Annotated in this window: 16 protein-coding genes and 1 pseudogene; 5 read left to right on the top strand and 12 right to left on the bottom strand. The window is 49.8% G+C overall.

Features of this window, described 5'->3' with window-relative positions:
* The first annotated feature begins 19 nt into the window (after positions 1–19).
* Positions 20–580: a pyridoxamine 5'-phosphate oxidase family protein gene (locus tag MKY58_RS09835; protein WP_339324370.1), complete on the top strand. Its 561-nt coding sequence runs from the start codon at positions 20–22 to the stop codon at positions 578–580.
* Positions 581–1,462: 882 nt separating this feature from the next.
* Here the strand turns inward: MKY58_RS09835 and MKY58_RS09830 are convergent.
* Positions 1,463–2,281, bottom strand: a complete 819-nt coding sequence (locus MKY58_RS09830) for a Cof-type HAD-IIB family hydrolase (protein ID WP_339324369.1) — start codon at positions 2,279–2,281, stop codon at positions 1,463–1,465.
* 80 nt (positions 2,282–2,361) lie between these two features.
* On the bottom strand, positions 2,362–3,063 hold the full coding sequence (locus MKY58_RS09825) for a DUF421 domain-containing protein (RefSeq protein ID WP_339324368.1): 702 nt from the start codon (positions 3,061–3,063) through the stop codon (positions 2,362–2,364).
* 336 nt (positions 3,064–3,399) lie between these two features.
* On the opposite strand from MKY58_RS09825, the gene MKY58_RS09820 reads away from it, so the two are divergent.
* From MKY58_RS09820 to MKY58_RS09810, 3 genes are all read left to right on the top strand, one after another.
* Entirely contained in the window at positions 3,400–5,541 is a 2,142-nt protein-coding gene (locus MKY58_RS09820; RefSeq protein WP_339324367.1) for an alpha-amylase family glycosyl hydrolase, read from the top strand.
* 489 nt (positions 5,542–6,030) lie between these two features.
* Positions 6,031–6,156, top strand: coding sequence for a hypothetical protein (locus MKY58_RS09815; RefSeq protein WP_339324366.1), 126 nt, complete (start codon positions 6,031–6,033; stop codon positions 6,154–6,156).
* Between the two features lie 113 nt (positions 6,157–6,269).
* On the top strand, positions 6,270–7,496 hold the full coding sequence (locus MKY58_RS09810; protein ID WP_339324365.1) for an MFS transporter: 1,227 nt from the start codon (positions 6,270–6,272) through the stop codon (positions 7,494–7,496).
* Positions 7,497–7,617: 121 nt separating this feature from the next.
* Here MKY58_RS09810 and MKY58_RS09805 read toward each other — a convergent pair whose 3' ends face one another.
* Positions 7,618–7,980: a helix-turn-helix domain-containing protein gene (locus tag MKY58_RS09805; RefSeq protein ID WP_339324364.1), complete on the bottom strand. Its 363-nt coding sequence runs from the start codon at positions 7,978–7,980 to the stop codon at positions 7,618–7,620.
* 180 nt (positions 7,981–8,160) lie between these two features.
* On the opposite strand from MKY58_RS09805, the gene MKY58_RS09800 reads away from it, so the two are divergent.
* Positions 8,161–8,796, top strand: coding sequence for a TetR/AcrR family transcriptional regulator (locus MKY58_RS09800; protein ID WP_339324363.1), 636 nt, complete (start codon positions 8,161–8,163; stop codon positions 8,794–8,796).
* A 135-nt stretch (positions 8,797–8,931) separates the two neighbouring features.
* On the opposite strand, the gene MKY58_RS09795 is transcribed toward MKY58_RS09800, so the two are convergent.
* The 9 genes and pseudogenes from MKY58_RS09795 to MKY58_RS09755 all read right to left on the bottom strand — a co-directional run.
* A complete protein-coding gene (locus MKY58_RS09795) occupies positions 8,932–9,324 on the bottom strand; it encodes an NUDIX domain-containing protein (protein ID WP_339324362.1) in 393 nt (130 codons plus the stop codon).
* On the bottom strand, positions 9,317–9,838 hold the full coding sequence (locus MKY58_RS09790) for a DUF402 domain-containing protein (protein ID WP_339324361.1): 522 nt from the start codon (positions 9,836–9,838) through the stop codon (positions 9,317–9,319). Before MKY58_RS09790 ends, MKY58_RS09795 begins: the two co-directional genes overlap by 8 nt.
* A gap of 308 nt (positions 9,839–10,146) precedes the next feature.
* Positions 10,147–11,286: a beta-ketoacyl-ACP synthase III gene (locus tag MKY58_RS09785; protein ID WP_339324360.1), complete on the bottom strand. Its 1,140-nt coding sequence runs from the start codon at positions 11,284–11,286 to the stop codon at positions 10,147–10,149.
* A 118-nt stretch (positions 11,287–11,404) separates the two neighbouring features.
* Complete coding sequence (locus MKY58_RS09780) at positions 11,405–11,935, bottom strand: DUF4871 domain-containing protein (protein ID WP_339324359.1); 531 nt, start codon at positions 11,933–11,935, stop codon at positions 11,405–11,407.
* 98 nt (positions 11,936–12,033) lie between these two features.
* Positions 12,034–12,831 carry a phosphotransferase gene (locus MKY58_RS09775; RefSeq protein WP_339324358.1) on the bottom strand — a complete coding sequence of 266 codons (798 nt, stop codon included), beginning with the start codon at positions 12,829–12,831 and terminating at the stop codon, positions 12,034–12,036.
* 238 nt (positions 12,832–13,069) lie between these two features.
* On the bottom strand, positions 13,070–13,645 hold the full coding sequence (locus MKY58_RS09770; RefSeq protein ID WP_339324357.1) for a PadR family transcriptional regulator: 576 nt from the start codon (positions 13,643–13,645) through the stop codon (positions 13,070–13,072).
* A 208-nt stretch (positions 13,646–13,853) separates the two neighbouring features.
* Complete coding sequence (locus MKY58_RS09765) at positions 13,854–14,207, bottom strand: VOC family protein (protein ID WP_339324356.1); 354 nt, start codon at positions 14,205–14,207, stop codon at positions 13,854–13,856.
* Positions 14,208–14,424: 217 nt separating this feature from the next.
* On the bottom strand, positions 14,425–15,201 hold the full coding sequence (locus MKY58_RS09760; protein WP_339324355.1) for a DNA alkylation repair protein: 777 nt from the start codon (positions 15,199–15,201) through the stop codon (positions 14,425–14,427).
* Positions 15,191–15,465, bottom strand: a pseudogene (locus MKY58_RS09755) (DUF1232 domain-containing protein); the annotation flags it as partial. The pseudogene MKY58_RS09755 and the gene MKY58_RS09760, both read right to left, overlap by 11 nt.
* Between the last annotated feature and the right edge of the window lie 69 nt (positions 15,466–15,534).

The following is a 15,534-nucleotide window of genomic DNA, read 5'->3' as shown; positions in this document are numbered from 1 at the left end:
ATGAATGGAGGGAAATCAAATGGGGAAACAATTTCCGGCTATGCTGCCTGAGCATATGGATTTTATCCGGAAGCAACATATGTTTTTCGTTGGTACTGCGCCGTTATCGAAGGAGGGGCACGTCAATTTGTCGCCAAAAGGTTATGACACGTTCCGGATCTTGTCCGAGCACCGGGTCGCGTATTTGGATTTGACCGGAAGCGGCAATGAAACCAGTGCCCATCTGGAAGAAAACGGCCGGATCACGATCATGTTCTGTGCGTTTGAAGGGCCGGCGAACATTATACGCCTGTACGGAACTGGCACGGTGGTTTTACCGGAGAGTAGCGAGTGGGAGACGTTATTCCCTTTGTTTGATCCGATGCTCGGAGCCCGGCAGATTATAACGGTCGATGTGCATAAAGTGCAGACGTCCTGCGGATATGCCGTCCCCTTCATGACCTATGAAAAGGAGAGGGACACGCTTCATCGATGGGCAGAGCGTAAAGGCGAACAAGGGCTTCACGACTACTGGCAGGAGAAAAATAGGAGCACGATTGACGGTATGCCGACTCCTTTAGGAAAACGGCTGGGGTTATAGCCTAGTAAAAAAGCGAAATCAAACTGCCTATACAAAAAAAACAAGCCACGATGGATCCGGGCTTGTTTTTTGTATAGGCAGTTGTATTATACCGGGCTTGTGAAAAGGGAGTGAGGCGGGCATTAGGATTTCCGCCCAATGCCCGAGTGAGATCTCCCGGTAATGGCTGACTTGGGAATAGAGTTGATTATGGATCCTCTGCAGATCGTCGCCTTCTGCAATGCGCCGGCTGATCCACTCAACATCCGAGGCGTCGCCAGGTTCGGCCGTCAGGATGTTCCGGAGAACGCGTGTCTCCGAAGCATACTTCTCCCAGCAACCGCGGTTGCCGCAAGCACAGGGCTCAATCCTTGATGGAGGCCAACAGTATGCAGACATTCCAGGTTCCACAAAAGCTCATTACCCTTAACTAGGAAGTACTACCACGATGGGTTATGCCTTGGGAGAAATTTCAGGAACATTTGAATGCTTCAAAAGGCATCTGAGCGCGGCAAATATGTTATTTAAGAAAGGCTTTCTACTATTGCTATCTATTATCCAGACTTTAGAACGGTCGGTGTGAATGGTTATAGAGGATACATTATCTTTGGTTTTAAAGCCTTAAACCTATAGTATTTGTGAAAGTGCAATGTATGGAAATGCCACATATCTTTTTGAAGGTGATTGGGAATACATCGCCCAATTAACTAAGGCAGAAATCCTTAACTGATAACGTTTCCATAATACTCCAAAGGTAACACCTTGTCAAAATTTGCTCCTTTTGTCGTATTATAGCGATTGAGAGGGTCTCATCATTGATAGGATTTCTCTTATACGGTGGCACTGCCTCATTTTTTTGAAGCACCGGCCCCTGGTTCATCCGGAGGACACCCCCGCTGGCCGCTAGACATGAAAATACTTTTCTATTACTTTGGCTACGCCGTCGTCATCATTCGACAACGTGACTTCATCCGCCGCGTTTTTTACAGACTCGGGCGCGTTTCCCATGGCTACGCCAAGGCCCGCATATTCCAGCATGTCCATGTCGTTGAAATTGTCTCCGACCGCGATGACCTGCTCCCGCGCCACGTTCCATCGTTCCTGCAAAAACCGGATGGCCAACGTTTTCGAAACGGTACGGTCCATAATTTCCAGGTAGGTGGGTTTGGACCGGTAGATGGCAAGCTCTTCCGCAAACTGCTTTTTCAAAGAGTTTTCCAGCGCCCCGATCTCATCTGCCCCGCCCATGCATAACGCCTTGTGGGCCCCATGAAGCGAACTTGCCGGCAAACGGAACATGGCTTCGAAGTCAATGACGGCCGGATCGGTTTTGGCGATATCCCGCTCTTGCAGCGCCCACTCGTCCAGGCTGTCGACATACCAGTCGTCGTCCTTGTAAAACCCGGAATGGATTCGTCCGAGCTTCGCCTGCCGGTATATGTTCTCGATTTGAGCCATAGTCATCGTTTTGTTCCAAAGCGCACGGTAGGAGCCTTCCTCCTCCGTTTCGACAACCAATGCGCCGCTGTAGCAAATGATCGGAGTGTCCAGACCCAGCTCCCGATGAATAAACGCAATGCCCTTGGGCATCCTTGCGGAAACCAGCACGACCCGAACGTCGCCGGACAAGGCGCGAATGGCCCGCTTGGTCCCTGAAGAAATTTCATGGGTCGAATTCAGCAGCGTTCCGTCGATGTCCAGGCACAGCATGTGATAAGTCATTTTCCCCATCCCCTTCGTTCCTCTTCTGCTTTCGGTTCCATTATAACCTAGAGGATGCCCGAAGTAAGACGGGGATTTTTTTAACGGCTTCGGCCACCTGCGTAGGTTTGGACGAAAATGCCATCCCCCTCCAGCCATTCGGCGATCAAAACCTCCCGATAATCGGAAATATGCTGGGTTTGAAGCTGCTTGTGCAGCCAGGCTTCGTCAAAGCCCGCGTCTCGGATTTCGTCCCACAATACGTTTCCGTCGCGAATAAGCGTGACCGGGACATAAACGGGGGTTTCCTGGAGTTTCAAATCTTCCTGCGTCGTTTTCTGATATTTGGACTTTTTCAAAATGCTGAGGGAACCATCGACCTCCAGGTAGCAAAAGGCCACCTCCCGGATCGAAAAGGTTTCGCTTTGGCGAAGCAGGCTTTGCAGCTGATTGAGATTCATCCGGTTTTTTTTCAGTGCTTCATAATCCACGACGCCGTTTTTAATGAGCGCGGACGGCTTGCCCTCGAACATCCCGCGGAAAAACAACGATTTTTGTCCAAGGTATTCCACGACAATGAGCAGCAATCCCCATAAGAAAATGGAATATAAAATGTGAATAAGCCCGATGCCGGGTTCAAACAAGGCGTTGCCAAGCAGCTCCCCAAACACGATGGACGCGATGAAGGCAAACGGCGTGATCTGCCGGATCAGCTTTCTTCCGACGATTTTAACGACGATAAACAACAAAAAAAATCCGACAATCAGCTCAACAGTCAAAGAAGAGAGAGTAATTTCCTTCATATCATAAACCTCGTAGCGATTGTTATTTTGGAGGTACATTTTATGTATTCCCACATTGCGCCCGATATCTACGCTTAGAAAAAAATCGCGGGAAAGCGCCCAAAAAATTTTATTGTTATTTATTGACAGTTGTATTCGCTTTCATCTACAATGATGGAGGAACGCAATACTCGATATAATTTAAGGGCCATGCATTCCGTAACCGCACACCCGGTATGGAACAACCCCGGTATCTCGATGGAGAAGCCGGGGTTTTTTGTCGCCCTTTTTTAGGAGGTGATCCGGCGGCGACAGCGGACAAGCCTGGAATTCAAACGATTACATAGGAGGTATAACATGAAGAAATTTCTGAAAACGACAGCTGCGCTTGCCCTGGGATTATCGCTGACGTTCGGGCTTTTCAGCCCTGCCCAGGCGGCGCCGGATACCTCGGTATCCAACAAGCAAAATTTCAGCACCGACGTCATCTATCAAATTTTCACCGACAGGTTTTCGGACGGCAATCCCGCCAACAATCCGACCGGCGCGGCGTTTGACGGAACCTGCACGAACCTCCGGCTGTATTGCGGCGGCGACTGGCAGGGCATCATCAACAAAATCAACGACGGTTACCTGACCGGTATGGGCGTTACCGCCATCTGGATCTCCCAGCCGGTCGAAAACATCTACAGCATCATCAATTATTCCGGCGTAAACAACACGGCCTATCACGGCTACTGGGCCCGGGACTTCAAGAAGACGAATCCGGCCTACGGCACGATTGCGGACTTCCAGAACCTGATCGCCGCCGCGCATGCAAAAAACATCAAAGTCATTATCGACTTTGCCCCGAACCATACGTCGCCCGCCTCGTCCGACCAGCCTTCCTTTGCGGAAAACGGCCGGCTGTACGATAACGGCACGCTGCTTGGGGGATACACGAACGATACGCAGAACCTGTTCCACCATAACGGCGGCACGGACTTTTCCACGACCGAAAACGGCATATATAAAAACCTGTACGATCTCGCCGACCTGAACCATAACAACAGCACCGTGGACGTCTACTTGAAGGACGCGATCAAAATGTGGCTGGACCTCGGCATCGACGGCATCCGCATGGATGCGGTGAAGCATATGCCGTTCGGCTGGCAGAAGAGCTTTATGGCTGCCGTCAACAACTATAAGCCGGTCTTTACCTTCGGCGAATGGTTCCTGGGCGTAAATGAAGTGAGCCCGGAAAACCATAAGTTTGCCAACGAATCCGGCATGAGCCTGCTTGATTTCCGTTTTGCCCAAAAGGTGCGGCAGGTGTTCCGGGACAACACCGACAATATGTACGGCCTGAAGGCGATGCTGGAGGGCTCCGCAGCCGATTACGCCCAGGTGGATGACCAGGTGACGTTCATCGACAACCATGACATGGAGCGTTTCCACGCAAGCAATGCAAACCGCCGGAAGCTGGAGCAAGCGCTTGCGTTCACGCTGACCTCGCGCGGCGTCCCCGCCATTTATTACGGTACCGAGCAGTACATGTCGGGCGGGACCGATCCGGACAACCGGGCGCGAATCCCTTCCTTCTCCACGTCGACGACCGCCTATCAGGTCATTCAAAAGCTGGCGCCGCTGCGCAAGTCCAACCCGGCCATCGCCTACGGATCGACGCAGGAGCGCTGGATCAACAACGACGTGCTCATTTATGAGCGCAAATTCGGCAGCAACGTTGCCGTCGTTGCCGTCAACCGCAATTTGAACGCGCCGGCTTCCATTTCGGGACTTGTCACTTCCCTGCCGCAAGGCAGCTACAACGACGTCCTTGGCGGCCTTCTGAACGGCAACACGTTATCGGTAGGCTCCGGCGGGGCCGCCTCCAATTTCACGCTTGCGGCAGGCGGCACGGCGGTGTGGCAGTACACCGCGGCAACGGCGACGCCGACCATCGGGCATGTCGGGCCGATGATGGCCAAGCCGGGCGTGACGATCACGATCGACGGCCGCGGCTTCGGCTCTAGCAAAGGCACCGTCTACTTCGGTACGACGGCGGTGAGCGGGGCGGACATCACGTCTTGGGAAGACACGCAGATCAAAGTGAAAATTCCGGCCGTCGCAGGCGGCAACTACAACATTAAAGTCGCAAACGCCGCTGGAACGGCAAGCAATGTGTATGACAACTTCGAGGTATTGTCCGGAGACCAGGTCAGCGTCCGTTTCGTGGTCAACAACGCGACGACGGCCCTTGGGCAAAATGTGTACCTGACGGGCAGTGTCAGCGAGCTGGGGAACTGGGACCCGGCAAAAGCAATCGGGCCGATGTACAATCAGGTCGTTTACCAATATCCGAACTGGTATTATGACGTCAGCGTTCCGGCCGGCAAAACGATCGAGTTCAAGTTTTTGAAAAAACAAGGCTCCACCGTCACGTGGGAAGGCGGCAGCAACCACACCTTCACCGCGCCGTCCAGCGGAACCGCGACCATTAACGTGAATTGGCAGCCATAAGGCGTGAGGGATAGGCGGCTACATTCATCGGGAAAGGCGACTATATGACGTCCGTTCCGTGAGCAACCGCTCATCGCTCCATTCAAACCGACACAGGCTGATCTTCAGCCAAAAAAGAGGGGACCTATCCCCTCTTTTTTATTTTCCGTTGACCAAATGGTATTCCCAAAAATCACGTTCCCCCATAAGCTCCCTCCCCTCTAATAGCAATAACAAGAGCGTAAACCCAACCAGGTGATCCATAGCGTGCGGTTGCCTTTAATCCCGGTATCAAAATGTATACTACCTTACAAAAATGTTCCGATCATACAAAATAGTGCGTACTACTCAAGCGTAATAGAACCTGATAACCTACAAACAGAACGATCGATCCAGATTTCAACAAACGGCACGGTCGTTTAAAAAAATGGTGTGTGGGGTGCGAGAAAATGCAAGAATATCAACTGACTTTGAAAGAGAAGCGGATGGTTTGGGGGAAGGCGATCGACCTTGAGCCTCTCTATTTTGGCAAATATCCTGGCGAACGGCCGCGAGTTTACGGTCGATCTCGGTCAGCTTTTTAGAGGACAACGCTTTTATATCGGCCGCAAGAAAGCGGCAATGCCGGTGCCGTAAAGGGAACCTCCATGGCTGTTGACGTCCATATTCGGCAGCCCTACATCAAGCTATTTCGAAATATACAAGATGATATTCAGTCATCCGGATCAGGAGCAGGAAGGAGATTTACCGTGAATAAGCAGCAAAAATTGTTGACTTTCAATTTATTTTTATTGACCTTCGTACTGGGAACCAGTGAATTTGTGATGGTCGGATTATTAACCGAAGTGGCCGAGGACATGAAGATCGCCATCTCGGCCGCAGGCTCCCTGGTATCGGCTTTTGCTTTGTCTTTTGCCATCGGCACGCCGATCTTTACGGCTTTATTCAGCCGGTTCTCCAAGCGCCCGCTCATCCTTGCTTTGATCGGCGTATTTATATTCGGGAACATGATAACGGCTATATCGGGATCGTACGGATTGCTTCTGGCGTCCAGAGTGATCACGGCCGTGGTTACGGGCGTCTTGATTGGACTCGCGATGGCGGTGGCCAGCGAAACGATGCCTCCAGAAAAAAGAGGGCCGGTGATCTCCATCATCTTTACGGGCTTTACGGTGGCAAGCGTTCTCGGCGTCCCCCTCGGCACTTCCATCGGGCAATGGGGCGGATGGCATTTGTCCTATTGGTTTACCACGTTATTGGGAATCGTGTCTCTGTTGGCAAGTTATGCAACCATTCCTAAGGGGTTAAAAGGAGCTCGGAGTTCACTCAAAAAACAACTCAGATTATTCGCCTATCCTAGAATTGTGCTTGCTTTCTTTATCCCTGCGTTAAGCATTGGAGCAACTTATAGCGTTTATACCTATTTAGCCCCATTGCTTCAGGATGTGCTGTTGGTTCCGGCACAGTATATCAGCCTCGTCTTTTTGCTGTATGGCGTCGTATCCATCTTCAGCACGTTAATTGGCGGAAAGCTGGCGGCTCGTCATGGGACGGGAAAAATACGCTTCGTATTCCTGGCTCAAGCCGTCATTCTCGCGTCGCTTTTTGTCTCATCCGGCTCACTTGTCGGGGGACTTATCAGCATCTCATGCATGGCTCTCGTCGTTTACCTAATGAACTCAACGATGCAGTTGTACTTCATTGATTGGGCCGGTCGGCATGTTCCGGAAGCCAGGGATTTGGCTTCGTCCTTAACCTCCGTATCCATCAATGTTGGCATTGCGATGGGATCCGCCTTGGGAGGGTTTGTCACGACGAATATGAAGCTTATTGATCTGTCCTGGTCCGGTGGAATCGTTGCCGTCTTGGCAGCCGTGCTGGCTTTTATCAACTATCGTTTGGAGCGAGGAGACCGCAGCGCAAGTGCATTTAAAGAGGAAAAAGGGCTAAGCGGCCAATACGGGGAAAGCATGTAATATAGGAACATCAGGTTTAGAGGTACCCTTCCTGGGTACCTCTTCAACTTCCAGTACCTTCAGCTAATCAATCAGGTATGGTGAACAAGTAACGGACAACGAGCCGCGTTGAATACATTTCTTAGGCATGCCTTTGATTGGTGCGCGATACTTCATCGGGGTAGCTTTCGATATAAGCGGTGCCAAAATCGCACAAAATCAAGAGCATGGGAGCCAGTTGTTTGCCCAACTCGGACAAATCGTATTCCACTTTCGGCGGTGACACCGGATACACCTTGCGGCTAATGAGTCCGTCGCTTTCAAGCATTCTTAGCTGCATCGTAAGCATGCGTTGCGTCGCGTCGGGAAGCAGTCGCCGCAGCTCATTATACCGGATCGGCCCCTTGGCCAGTTCGTTTAAAATAGCTATTTTCCACTTGCCGCTGACTAAGCTGAGGACGATTTCGGAGGTGCAGCGATAGGTTTTATCTCTAAACGTTATCATCTGTCAACACATCCCTTTCTTTGAAATGAAGAAAGACCATTTGTGAATTACTTCAGTTTTTGCAACATCCTCACTTATGACGAATTCTGAATCGATCATTCCATATATTAATTTCAACCTTGCTCCCTTGTCAAGAACTTATGGATCGATTAGTATATAAAAAATAAAGGAGGTCTTCTTATGCCACGAACGGGACGCCCGCGTGCATTTAACCGTGACGAGGCGGTTGCCGCCGCGATGGTGCTTTTTTGGGAACACGGCTATGAATCCACTTCACTCGCTCAGCTGCGCGCTGCGATGGGAAATATATCGGCGGCGAGTTTTTACGCGGCATTCGATTCCAAGGAATCGTTGTTCCGCGAAGCGGTGGACAAATATCTCTCTACTTATGGACAAGTGTCGGAATGTTTCAGGGATACGAGCTTGACATCAAGAGCAGCCATGGAACAGGGTTTGCGGCAATCGGCGCGGATGCAGACGGAGCACTCCCATCCTTTGGGTTGTCTGTTGATTTTGTCCGCGGTAAACTGTTCTCCCGGGCACCATCACATTCAGGAGATCCTGGCCAAGGAACGGGAAAAGGTTCACGGTTGGCTGAAAGATTGCATCGAACGGGCCGTTGTCAACGGGGAGCTGCCCGATTCAACGGATATCCCCATGCTGGTGACGTTATTTGAAACATTTCTTCGAGGAATTTCCTTACAAGCCCGGGACGGTGTCCCATACGAAACCATTGACGCTGCCATCACTCAACTGATGAGCGTATGGGATGCGCTATCCGCCAATCCGCGCGATCTAAGGGACAAAAGGTTATGACGCCCGCGGCGCGCTTTCCACGACGGCTGAAGAACATGGATGAAAAAAACGGCTGAACCCCTCCTTGCCCAGGGCAGCCGTTACTTTGATGGCTCCTATGATCATCGTCATTTGTCGTCTGAATCAAAGGCGTCATCAAGCATATCCCTTTTGATCATTCGACCCAGTGAGCCAGCGATATTCGCTATGTTCGCCGTTCAAAACGACGTTCTGGCTGCCTGCGACGTATCCGACGAATACGGGGGCTTTGTAAATGAAATTCCCTTCCGGAGAATAAAACTCGTCAAATGCATTGGAGGTATAAAGCGAGACCTCGCTAATCCCCGTTTCCTCGCGAATTTCCCTTAAAGCGGCTTCCCATGCTTTTTCCCCCTCCTCGATGCTTCCGCCGATGTAGCACCATGCACCGTTCAGCACCGAAGAGGCTCGTTTCAATAAAAGCACCTTGTATTCATCATCGATTTTTTTCAATAGGACGGCAGCGATTCCGCTGCAAATGACGGGAACGACATGGTTGGATTCAGCCATCCATTTCTCCTCCTAGCCGTTCGGTTTCCTTTTTGGCATCTTCGAGGATGGCATCCTTCTGGCCGATTAATGCATGGAGCGCCTCATGCACAAACCCGTTTTCGAATTGATGCAGCGGCTCCGGCAGTTCGTTTTCGTCCAAAACGAAATGCTCCCCGTTCGGAAGGACCAGCAGATCGATGATCAAATCTTCAAAAGATACGGCCTCATCGGTAACGGTCGTGTTCCTCACCAGATTAAAATACGAGCCGAGATAGTTCCCTTGGCGGTCTCTCCAAAAATAAAGGTTATAAGGCCGATCGATCCAATAATAAGCAAAGGTATACGTTCCTTCCGGTATCGTGAGTTCGCTTGCGCCGGCCGGCATCGTAAACGGCTTGTCTACCTGGTGCAGCAGCACGATCTTCGGGAGCTCCATCTTCAAAAGTGTGCAGTCATGATAGGCAACGGTTGCATCATAGCGGATTTTTCGCTCGATAATCGGTTGCCCCTTGTGCAGCGATTGCGCGGACATGTTGGAAAACCTCCCTATGAAAACGATTTTCAGAGTATTCCTTCTTAATGATGATTATTGTAACAAAGGCGGAGTTCATTTTCTAATGTGGTAATATGGATATGGACAGCTTAGCGGAAACTAACACAGCCAATTATTGGGAAAGGATCCGAAGATGAAGGTCATTACTTTATGCGGTTCAACTAAATTCAAACATGAATTCGAGCAAGCCAATGCTTACCTCACGCTGCAGAACGCAGCATGAGCCTTACGTTGATGTTTGTATGCTTGACCTGCAGACGGCCGCCCGTCAAACCTGTACGAGCTCATTAGGCTTCCGGGGAAGGCCCCACGACGGTCAGCATGAAAAACGAGGTCTGGAATCTTCCGCTTTCGGGAACGATGCACATCAACCGCTGCCCTTCGGCAAGATGCCCTTCGTTCAACAGCTCCTCCAGCATGATATAAATCGAAGCCGCGCCCGTATTCCCTTTCGTGTACAAATTCGTAAACCACTTTTCCTCCGGAATGTTCACGCCGCCAAGCTCAAACATCCGGAACAGTTCATCCTTGAAAAAATGCGATGAATAATGGCAAAGCATCCAATCGATGTCCTTCGGATCGAATCGCCCCTCCTCCATCAGCTCCAGGAAACGGAAGACGCCTACTTTGACGATTTCATTAACCAGCCGGACGTCTTGCCGCAAATTAAGCGCACCGCGGTCCGCCGCTTCATGAATCGAAGGGTAATCATGCCAGGACGAAAGTCCGTCCTCCTTATTCATGCCCGAATACATGCAGACTTCGTATTGATTCGCAAAGGACCTGTTATCCATCCAATCGATGCGCAGCGATAAGCCCGTACGGTTCGGGGTGTTTTGCAAGACGGCCGCCCCTGCTCCATCCGATATCATAAACCGCAAAAAATCGGTATCGAACGGAACGCGGCTGTTGGTGTAGATCCCCTGCGCTTCAAACTTGGTATGCTTAAACTCTCGGCTGTAAAACTCGCTTCCGCAAGAGACGGCGGCGTCATGCTCGCCCGATTTGATATGTACGTATGCATTTTTAAGCGCTTGGGTTCCGCTTACGCATAAACCGGAATGCGAGGCAATTTCCATCGCGGGCAAGCCGGTTTCGCCGTGCACCATGCTTGCAAAACCGGGCAAAAGCAAATCGGGTCTGGTCGTCCCGGCCGCCAGAAACCCGATCTCCCGTTCCGTTACGTTCGTATTCCGTTCCAGCGCGTCGCGAATCGCCAAAGCAGCCATTTCGGCATTCGAATATAAACTTTTTTGATTTTTATCCATCGCATAATACCGGTATTTGATTTGATTTTTCTCCAGAATGATCCGTTTTGTTTTGGAAGGTTTGCCCCCGATTTTGCCGATATAATCCTCGATTTCATCGTTGCTTACCGGAGATCCCGGCAGGAATTTTCCAACGCTTGTAATATAAACCTGATTCATAGAACACCTCTCAAATTCTAGTATATACCGTTATTATCATAGATGTTCTATAGATTGTAAATTATTGGAATTCATTCTTGATACTCCCATTCAGCATGAGAGGATTACGAACTTCATTTCAATGGCCATCTTGAACGTTTACGACAACGCTTCCAAATAGCCGATCGCCGATGTAAGTTTCCAGCTTCCATAAGCCTGCGGTTGGAAACTCCATTAAAGAGGGAACATGCGTATCGGCGCCGTTGTGGGGGTTCACCCCAAATTCGGGATATTCCCATGTTTTTCCGTCGGAGGCAATCAATATTTGATGTTTTTCTCCCTTTTCATTGATTCCGATGATTTTTAGTTTTCCCGCCACTTCTTCGGCACTTCCCCAAAAATGCCACATATATTTATTGCCTTGCCCTGCAACAATGGGCATAAATTCAGCCGGCTTCCCATCTTCCTCGGAATAGGAGTCGATCAAAAAGCCAAGCCTGTCTTCTTCGCCCCGCAGGACGTATTTGCTCTTTTTTCCGTCACTTGCGGTATAGGGGATTTCAAAAGTCGGACTCTCTTGCCAGTCTTGGCTTTCAGTGCTAGTGCAGCCCGTTAAGCTCATGCCAAGAATGAAAAGAAGCATCGGAACGAAATGGGGGATGATTTTCATCGTTGAACCTCCACATAAAATATTCGGCTTCCTTGGGTCGGTTTACAAATAGGTATGCTTACCTTCTTCTATTTTAATTTCGAATCGCTATTTTGGCATTAGAAAAAGGCGTAGAGGCCGTTCGCAAAGTACTCGTATTCTTCCTTGGTAATCCGGTTGCCATAACCGTCAAAAAAAGCGCGATAGTCCAGGGGCGTTTGAAAAACATGCGGTTTCGGTCTGATCGCCAGGGCCACGTCGTATCGAGGATCTCCCAAAGCTGCGCCGCTCCAATCAATCATTCCGGATACGCTGCCCTCGTGCACCAATACATTGTCAATGGTAAAATCGCCATGGATCAACGTTTGTTCAATTTTCGCCGGCCTTGCGGTTTTTAAACTTTCAAGCAATGCCGGACTGCCGTCCACCTCGAAATGCCCCAAATGGCGTTCAGCTTGTTTGAACATACGATCAAGCCATGTTTCCTCGTTTTTCAGTTCTTCCGGACAAGGAGTCATGTGAAGATTCCGCAGGCTTTTTCCAACCTGAAACAGAATGTCATATCTGGCGGAAGGATCGTTTTCATGGGTTAAGGTTCGGCGAAGCGTTTCTCCCGGAAGGCATTCCATCAAGATCCAGCTCTGCATTTCCTGATTTTTATCTTCCCGCTCTACATATTGATAGACCTTGGGGACGCGAAGATTCGTTTGCAACAAACATTTTAAGATGAACGATTCTCTTTTCAGCCATTCGTTGTAGTGTGTTCCCTTCGTTCTTTTTAGGACAACACGCCCTTTTTCGGTATCGATGATCCCGACGTCCGAGGTATGCCCCTGCCTGGGAAAGCTGATTTTGCCGACCGCGCCGAGTGCATTGAGAATCTCGTGGGGAATTTCTTGCAGGGAAATGGGGAACAACTTGGCACCTCCAGCCATAATCAGGATTAAAAAATCGGTCTTTAAGCGAAGACGGACCACTCAAAAAATACAATTTGCCGAGCCATCGGTTGGCGTTCGATAAAAGATCGATAAAAGCAGCTTGCCTATCTGATGCAAGACGAAGATTCGCCCCCGCTAAAACAAAAGGACGCAGCCTGCATAAGCTCGCCCCTTCGTTCCAGACGCTATATATGCTTCGCATTAGCTTTTCTGGCGTTCACTCCCGCTCAAGCCCTTGTCCATCGGCCCGATGGCTCTCGATTAACTGCATAACCCACGTTTCATCAAATCGAAGCTTTTCCAACCGATGCCGGAAAAAGATCTGAATATATTGCTGCTCCCCGCCGGGAATCCGTTCGTCTTTGCTCGCATATTCCAACCGTTCTTCCTCGTGACGAATTTCGTACCGCAAGTAGTCCTTGTATTGGTGCAAAATCAAAAACTGCAATTCCTTGCTGATCAATCCGAAGTTTTTCAGTTTCGTATAAAAATGCAGCTCGTAATCCGGCGAATATGGAATCGGTTCTTCCATCAACCGGAAAAAACGTATTCTGCCTTCGTCCGTAAGTTTATAGGTTTTGATCTTTTTTCCTCTTCCTTGTCGGGCGCCTTCCGCTTGTTCATCGGGAACCTGCTCGATCAGCCCGTCCGCCACCATGCCGTGGATCAGCGGATAAATCGCCCCCCAGCTCACCTTTCGCGTAGGACCGACAATTCCGTTCAAAATCTGATGCAGCAAATAGCCGTGCATCGGGTTATTCATCAATTCGCCGAGTATGAACAATTCGTACAAAACGAATGGCCTCCCTTGTAAGTTCTACTGCTTGTAAGCAATCAACAGTATAACATACGGCTGCCTGAAAAAACAGAAAAGCCGCGGTCGCCGCGGCTTTCCCGGGCCGCATCCGTTTGCGGCCGGTGAGGTGAATCCTCCGAATGGTCTGAACCGCTGTCAGCGGCATTTGGCGGCAGGGAAGCAACGGTTGCGCCAACCTTTCGGCTTAACGATTGCAAACCAAATAGAGGGTATTCCCTTCCGGATCGCTAAAGTGCACGACTTGGGCCGCTTTACCTTCCACCGCATCATGGAACTCGACGCCGCGGGATTTCAGGGTTTGGATGGCTGACTCCATATCGTCCACTTCAAAACCAATGGACATGCTGCCCGATTTAACCGGCTCGGAACCATGATCTCCGGCCAGGTGCAGCAGTCCGATCGTTAATCCCGGCGCTGCGACTTGGGCAAAATGCCCATCCCCTTCGTGCTGCAGCTCCAGTCCCAGAGTATCGACGTAAAATTGCACCGCCTTTTTCATATCCGCTGCCATCACCGTCACGTTTCCGCTTTTCAACATAATAAAATTCCTCCTTATTCGTTCGATCGGTTTTATTATATCAAAATAATATAATAAATAAATATATTTTTTAGATATAATTAATGGGAACTTTAGGATATTTATTAAAAACAAATGGCACCCGTAGGTTCCCCTCGCCATTCGCATGGGAAGCGAGCCTTGAGAGGCAAATAAAAAAGAGAACGCAACTAGGCGCTCTCTTGCATCTTCGATATTTTCAAGTGATACGTATTTCAATTGGCGTGTTTTCCCGCGATCCAACCAAAAGCATGAACACTTCGCTTGGATGTTTAACATCATATTTGCGTTTAAAACCGAGCTGCTGTTTTTCAACCGCTTTTTGAATGCTTTCGGAAGCGTTTAGGATGCTGCTTTTTTTGTTGTCGCGTTTCATTTCTACCGGGCCAACGGCCTTTGCGGTCTCGACCGCCAATTCATGGAGTGGCAGATAGGATACAGCCACGGTGTACATAAAATTATTCATCGCGGATTTTGTCCGTTCTGGAGAATCGTGGATCGTCTTTTTCACCCGCTCCAACATGCCGGCAATTTTGCTTTCGGCGAACTGGGCATCCGGCCGGCTGCCCAAAAGCCAGCAATAGCAGCTCCATCCCGCCGACATTTTTAGTTCATCGCCGCTTACGATCCATTGATCCGCGACTTCTTGGGCAATATCGGTTTCCGCCAAGGTCACCGCCACCACGTAATCGGATAGCATATAAAAATAGGCGCCCTCGATCCAACGCTCAAAATCCGCCGGGGTCATCGCTTTCGGATCCGCAATGATGCCGGCAAAATACATCGCGTCGTAGTTTCCTGTCGCGTATAGCTGCTCGGCTAAAGGCTGATTGATTTTGATTTTCTTAGCAATGGGTTTCATGGCGCCCGTCGCTACGCCAAAAAGCGGCTCATGCGCTCCATTGGACATGTACTGTTTCTTAAGCCGTTCCTTGCCGAGAGCTTCAAGCTCCTGCATGACCGATTCAAAGTTCATCGTTGGCACCGCCTTTTTTCGATTTAAGTTCAGACTTCTTCAATATTGCCCCAGCCACCCAATTTTTCGGCTTCCCGTTCTTTCCAATTTCCTTCGCCCTTATTCTGCAGTCTTCAATGACAGACGATGGAATCATTTGAAGTGCAAGCGTGATTCCGAGCGGTACAAATAATGAAATCATCCAAAAAGGGAATGAAATCAGGGATGGATATCGATTGGACTATTTGCATAAGCAACAACAATCGTGAATAGCTTAGCATACCACGAATCTCATGATTCCTCCACCCATTAGTCTTTTCTACTTCCCCTTCGACCTTGCCTTTTTCGCATAAA

It is taken from the genome of Paenibacillus sp. FSL W8-0194 (assembly GCF_037969745.1).
In the GTDB taxonomy this organism is placed as follows: Bacteria; Bacillota; Bacilli; order Paenibacillales; family Paenibacillaceae; genus Paenibacillus_AQ; species Paenibacillus_AQ cookii.
This window is presented reverse-complemented; position numbering and strand designations above follow the sequence as displayed.

What these genes read in the sequence shown, in the direction of transcription:
- MKY58_RS09830 (WP_339324369.1), bottom strand. Translation starts at nt 2,281, where the DNA reads ATGACTTATCACATGCTGTGCCTGGACATCGACGGAACGCTGCTGAAT.
- MKY58_RS09820 (WP_339324367.1), top strand. Translation starts at nt 3,400, where the DNA reads ATGAAGAAATTTCTGAAAACGACAGCTGCGCTTGCCCTGGGATTATCG.
- MKY58_RS09765 (WP_339324356.1), bottom strand. Translation starts at nt 14,207, where the DNA reads ATGTTGAAAAGCGGAAACGTGACGGTGATGGCAGCGGATATGAAAAAG.
- MKY58_RS09825 (WP_339324368.1), bottom strand. Translation starts at nt 3,063, where the DNA reads ATGAAGGAAATTACTCTCTCTTCTTTGACTGTTGAGCTGATTGTCGGA.
- MKY58_RS09835 (WP_339324370.1), top strand. Translation starts at nt 20, where the DNA reads ATGGGGAAACAATTTCCGGCTATGCTGCCTGAGCATATGGATTTTATC.
- MKY58_RS09790 (WP_339324361.1), bottom strand. Translation starts at nt 9,838, where the DNA reads ATGTCCGCGCAATCGCTGCACAAGGGGCAACCGATTATCGAGCGAAAA.
- MKY58_RS09780 (WP_339324359.1), bottom strand. Translation starts at nt 11,935, where the DNA reads ATGAAAATCATCCCCCATTTCGTTCCGATGCTTCTTTTCATTCTTGGC.
- MKY58_RS09805 (WP_339324364.1), bottom strand. Translation starts at nt 7,980, where the DNA reads ATGATAACGTTTAGAGATAAAACCTATCGCTGCACCTCCGAAATCGTC.
- MKY58_RS09785 (WP_339324360.1), bottom strand. Translation starts at nt 11,286, where the DNA reads ATGAATCAGGTTTATATTACAAGCGTTGGAAAATTCCTGCCGGGATCT.
- MKY58_RS09760 (WP_339324355.1), bottom strand. Translation starts at nt 15,201, where the DNA reads ATGAACTTTGAATCGGTCATGCAGGAGCTTGAAGCTCTCGGCAAGGAA.
- MKY58_RS09800 (WP_339324363.1), top strand. Translation starts at nt 8,161, where the DNA reads ATGCCACGAACGGGACGCCCGCGTGCATTTAACCGTGACGAGGCGGTT.
- MKY58_RS09795 (WP_339324362.1), bottom strand. Translation starts at nt 9,324, where the DNA reads ATGGCTGAATCCAACCATGTCGTTCCCGTCATTTGCAGCGGAATCGCT.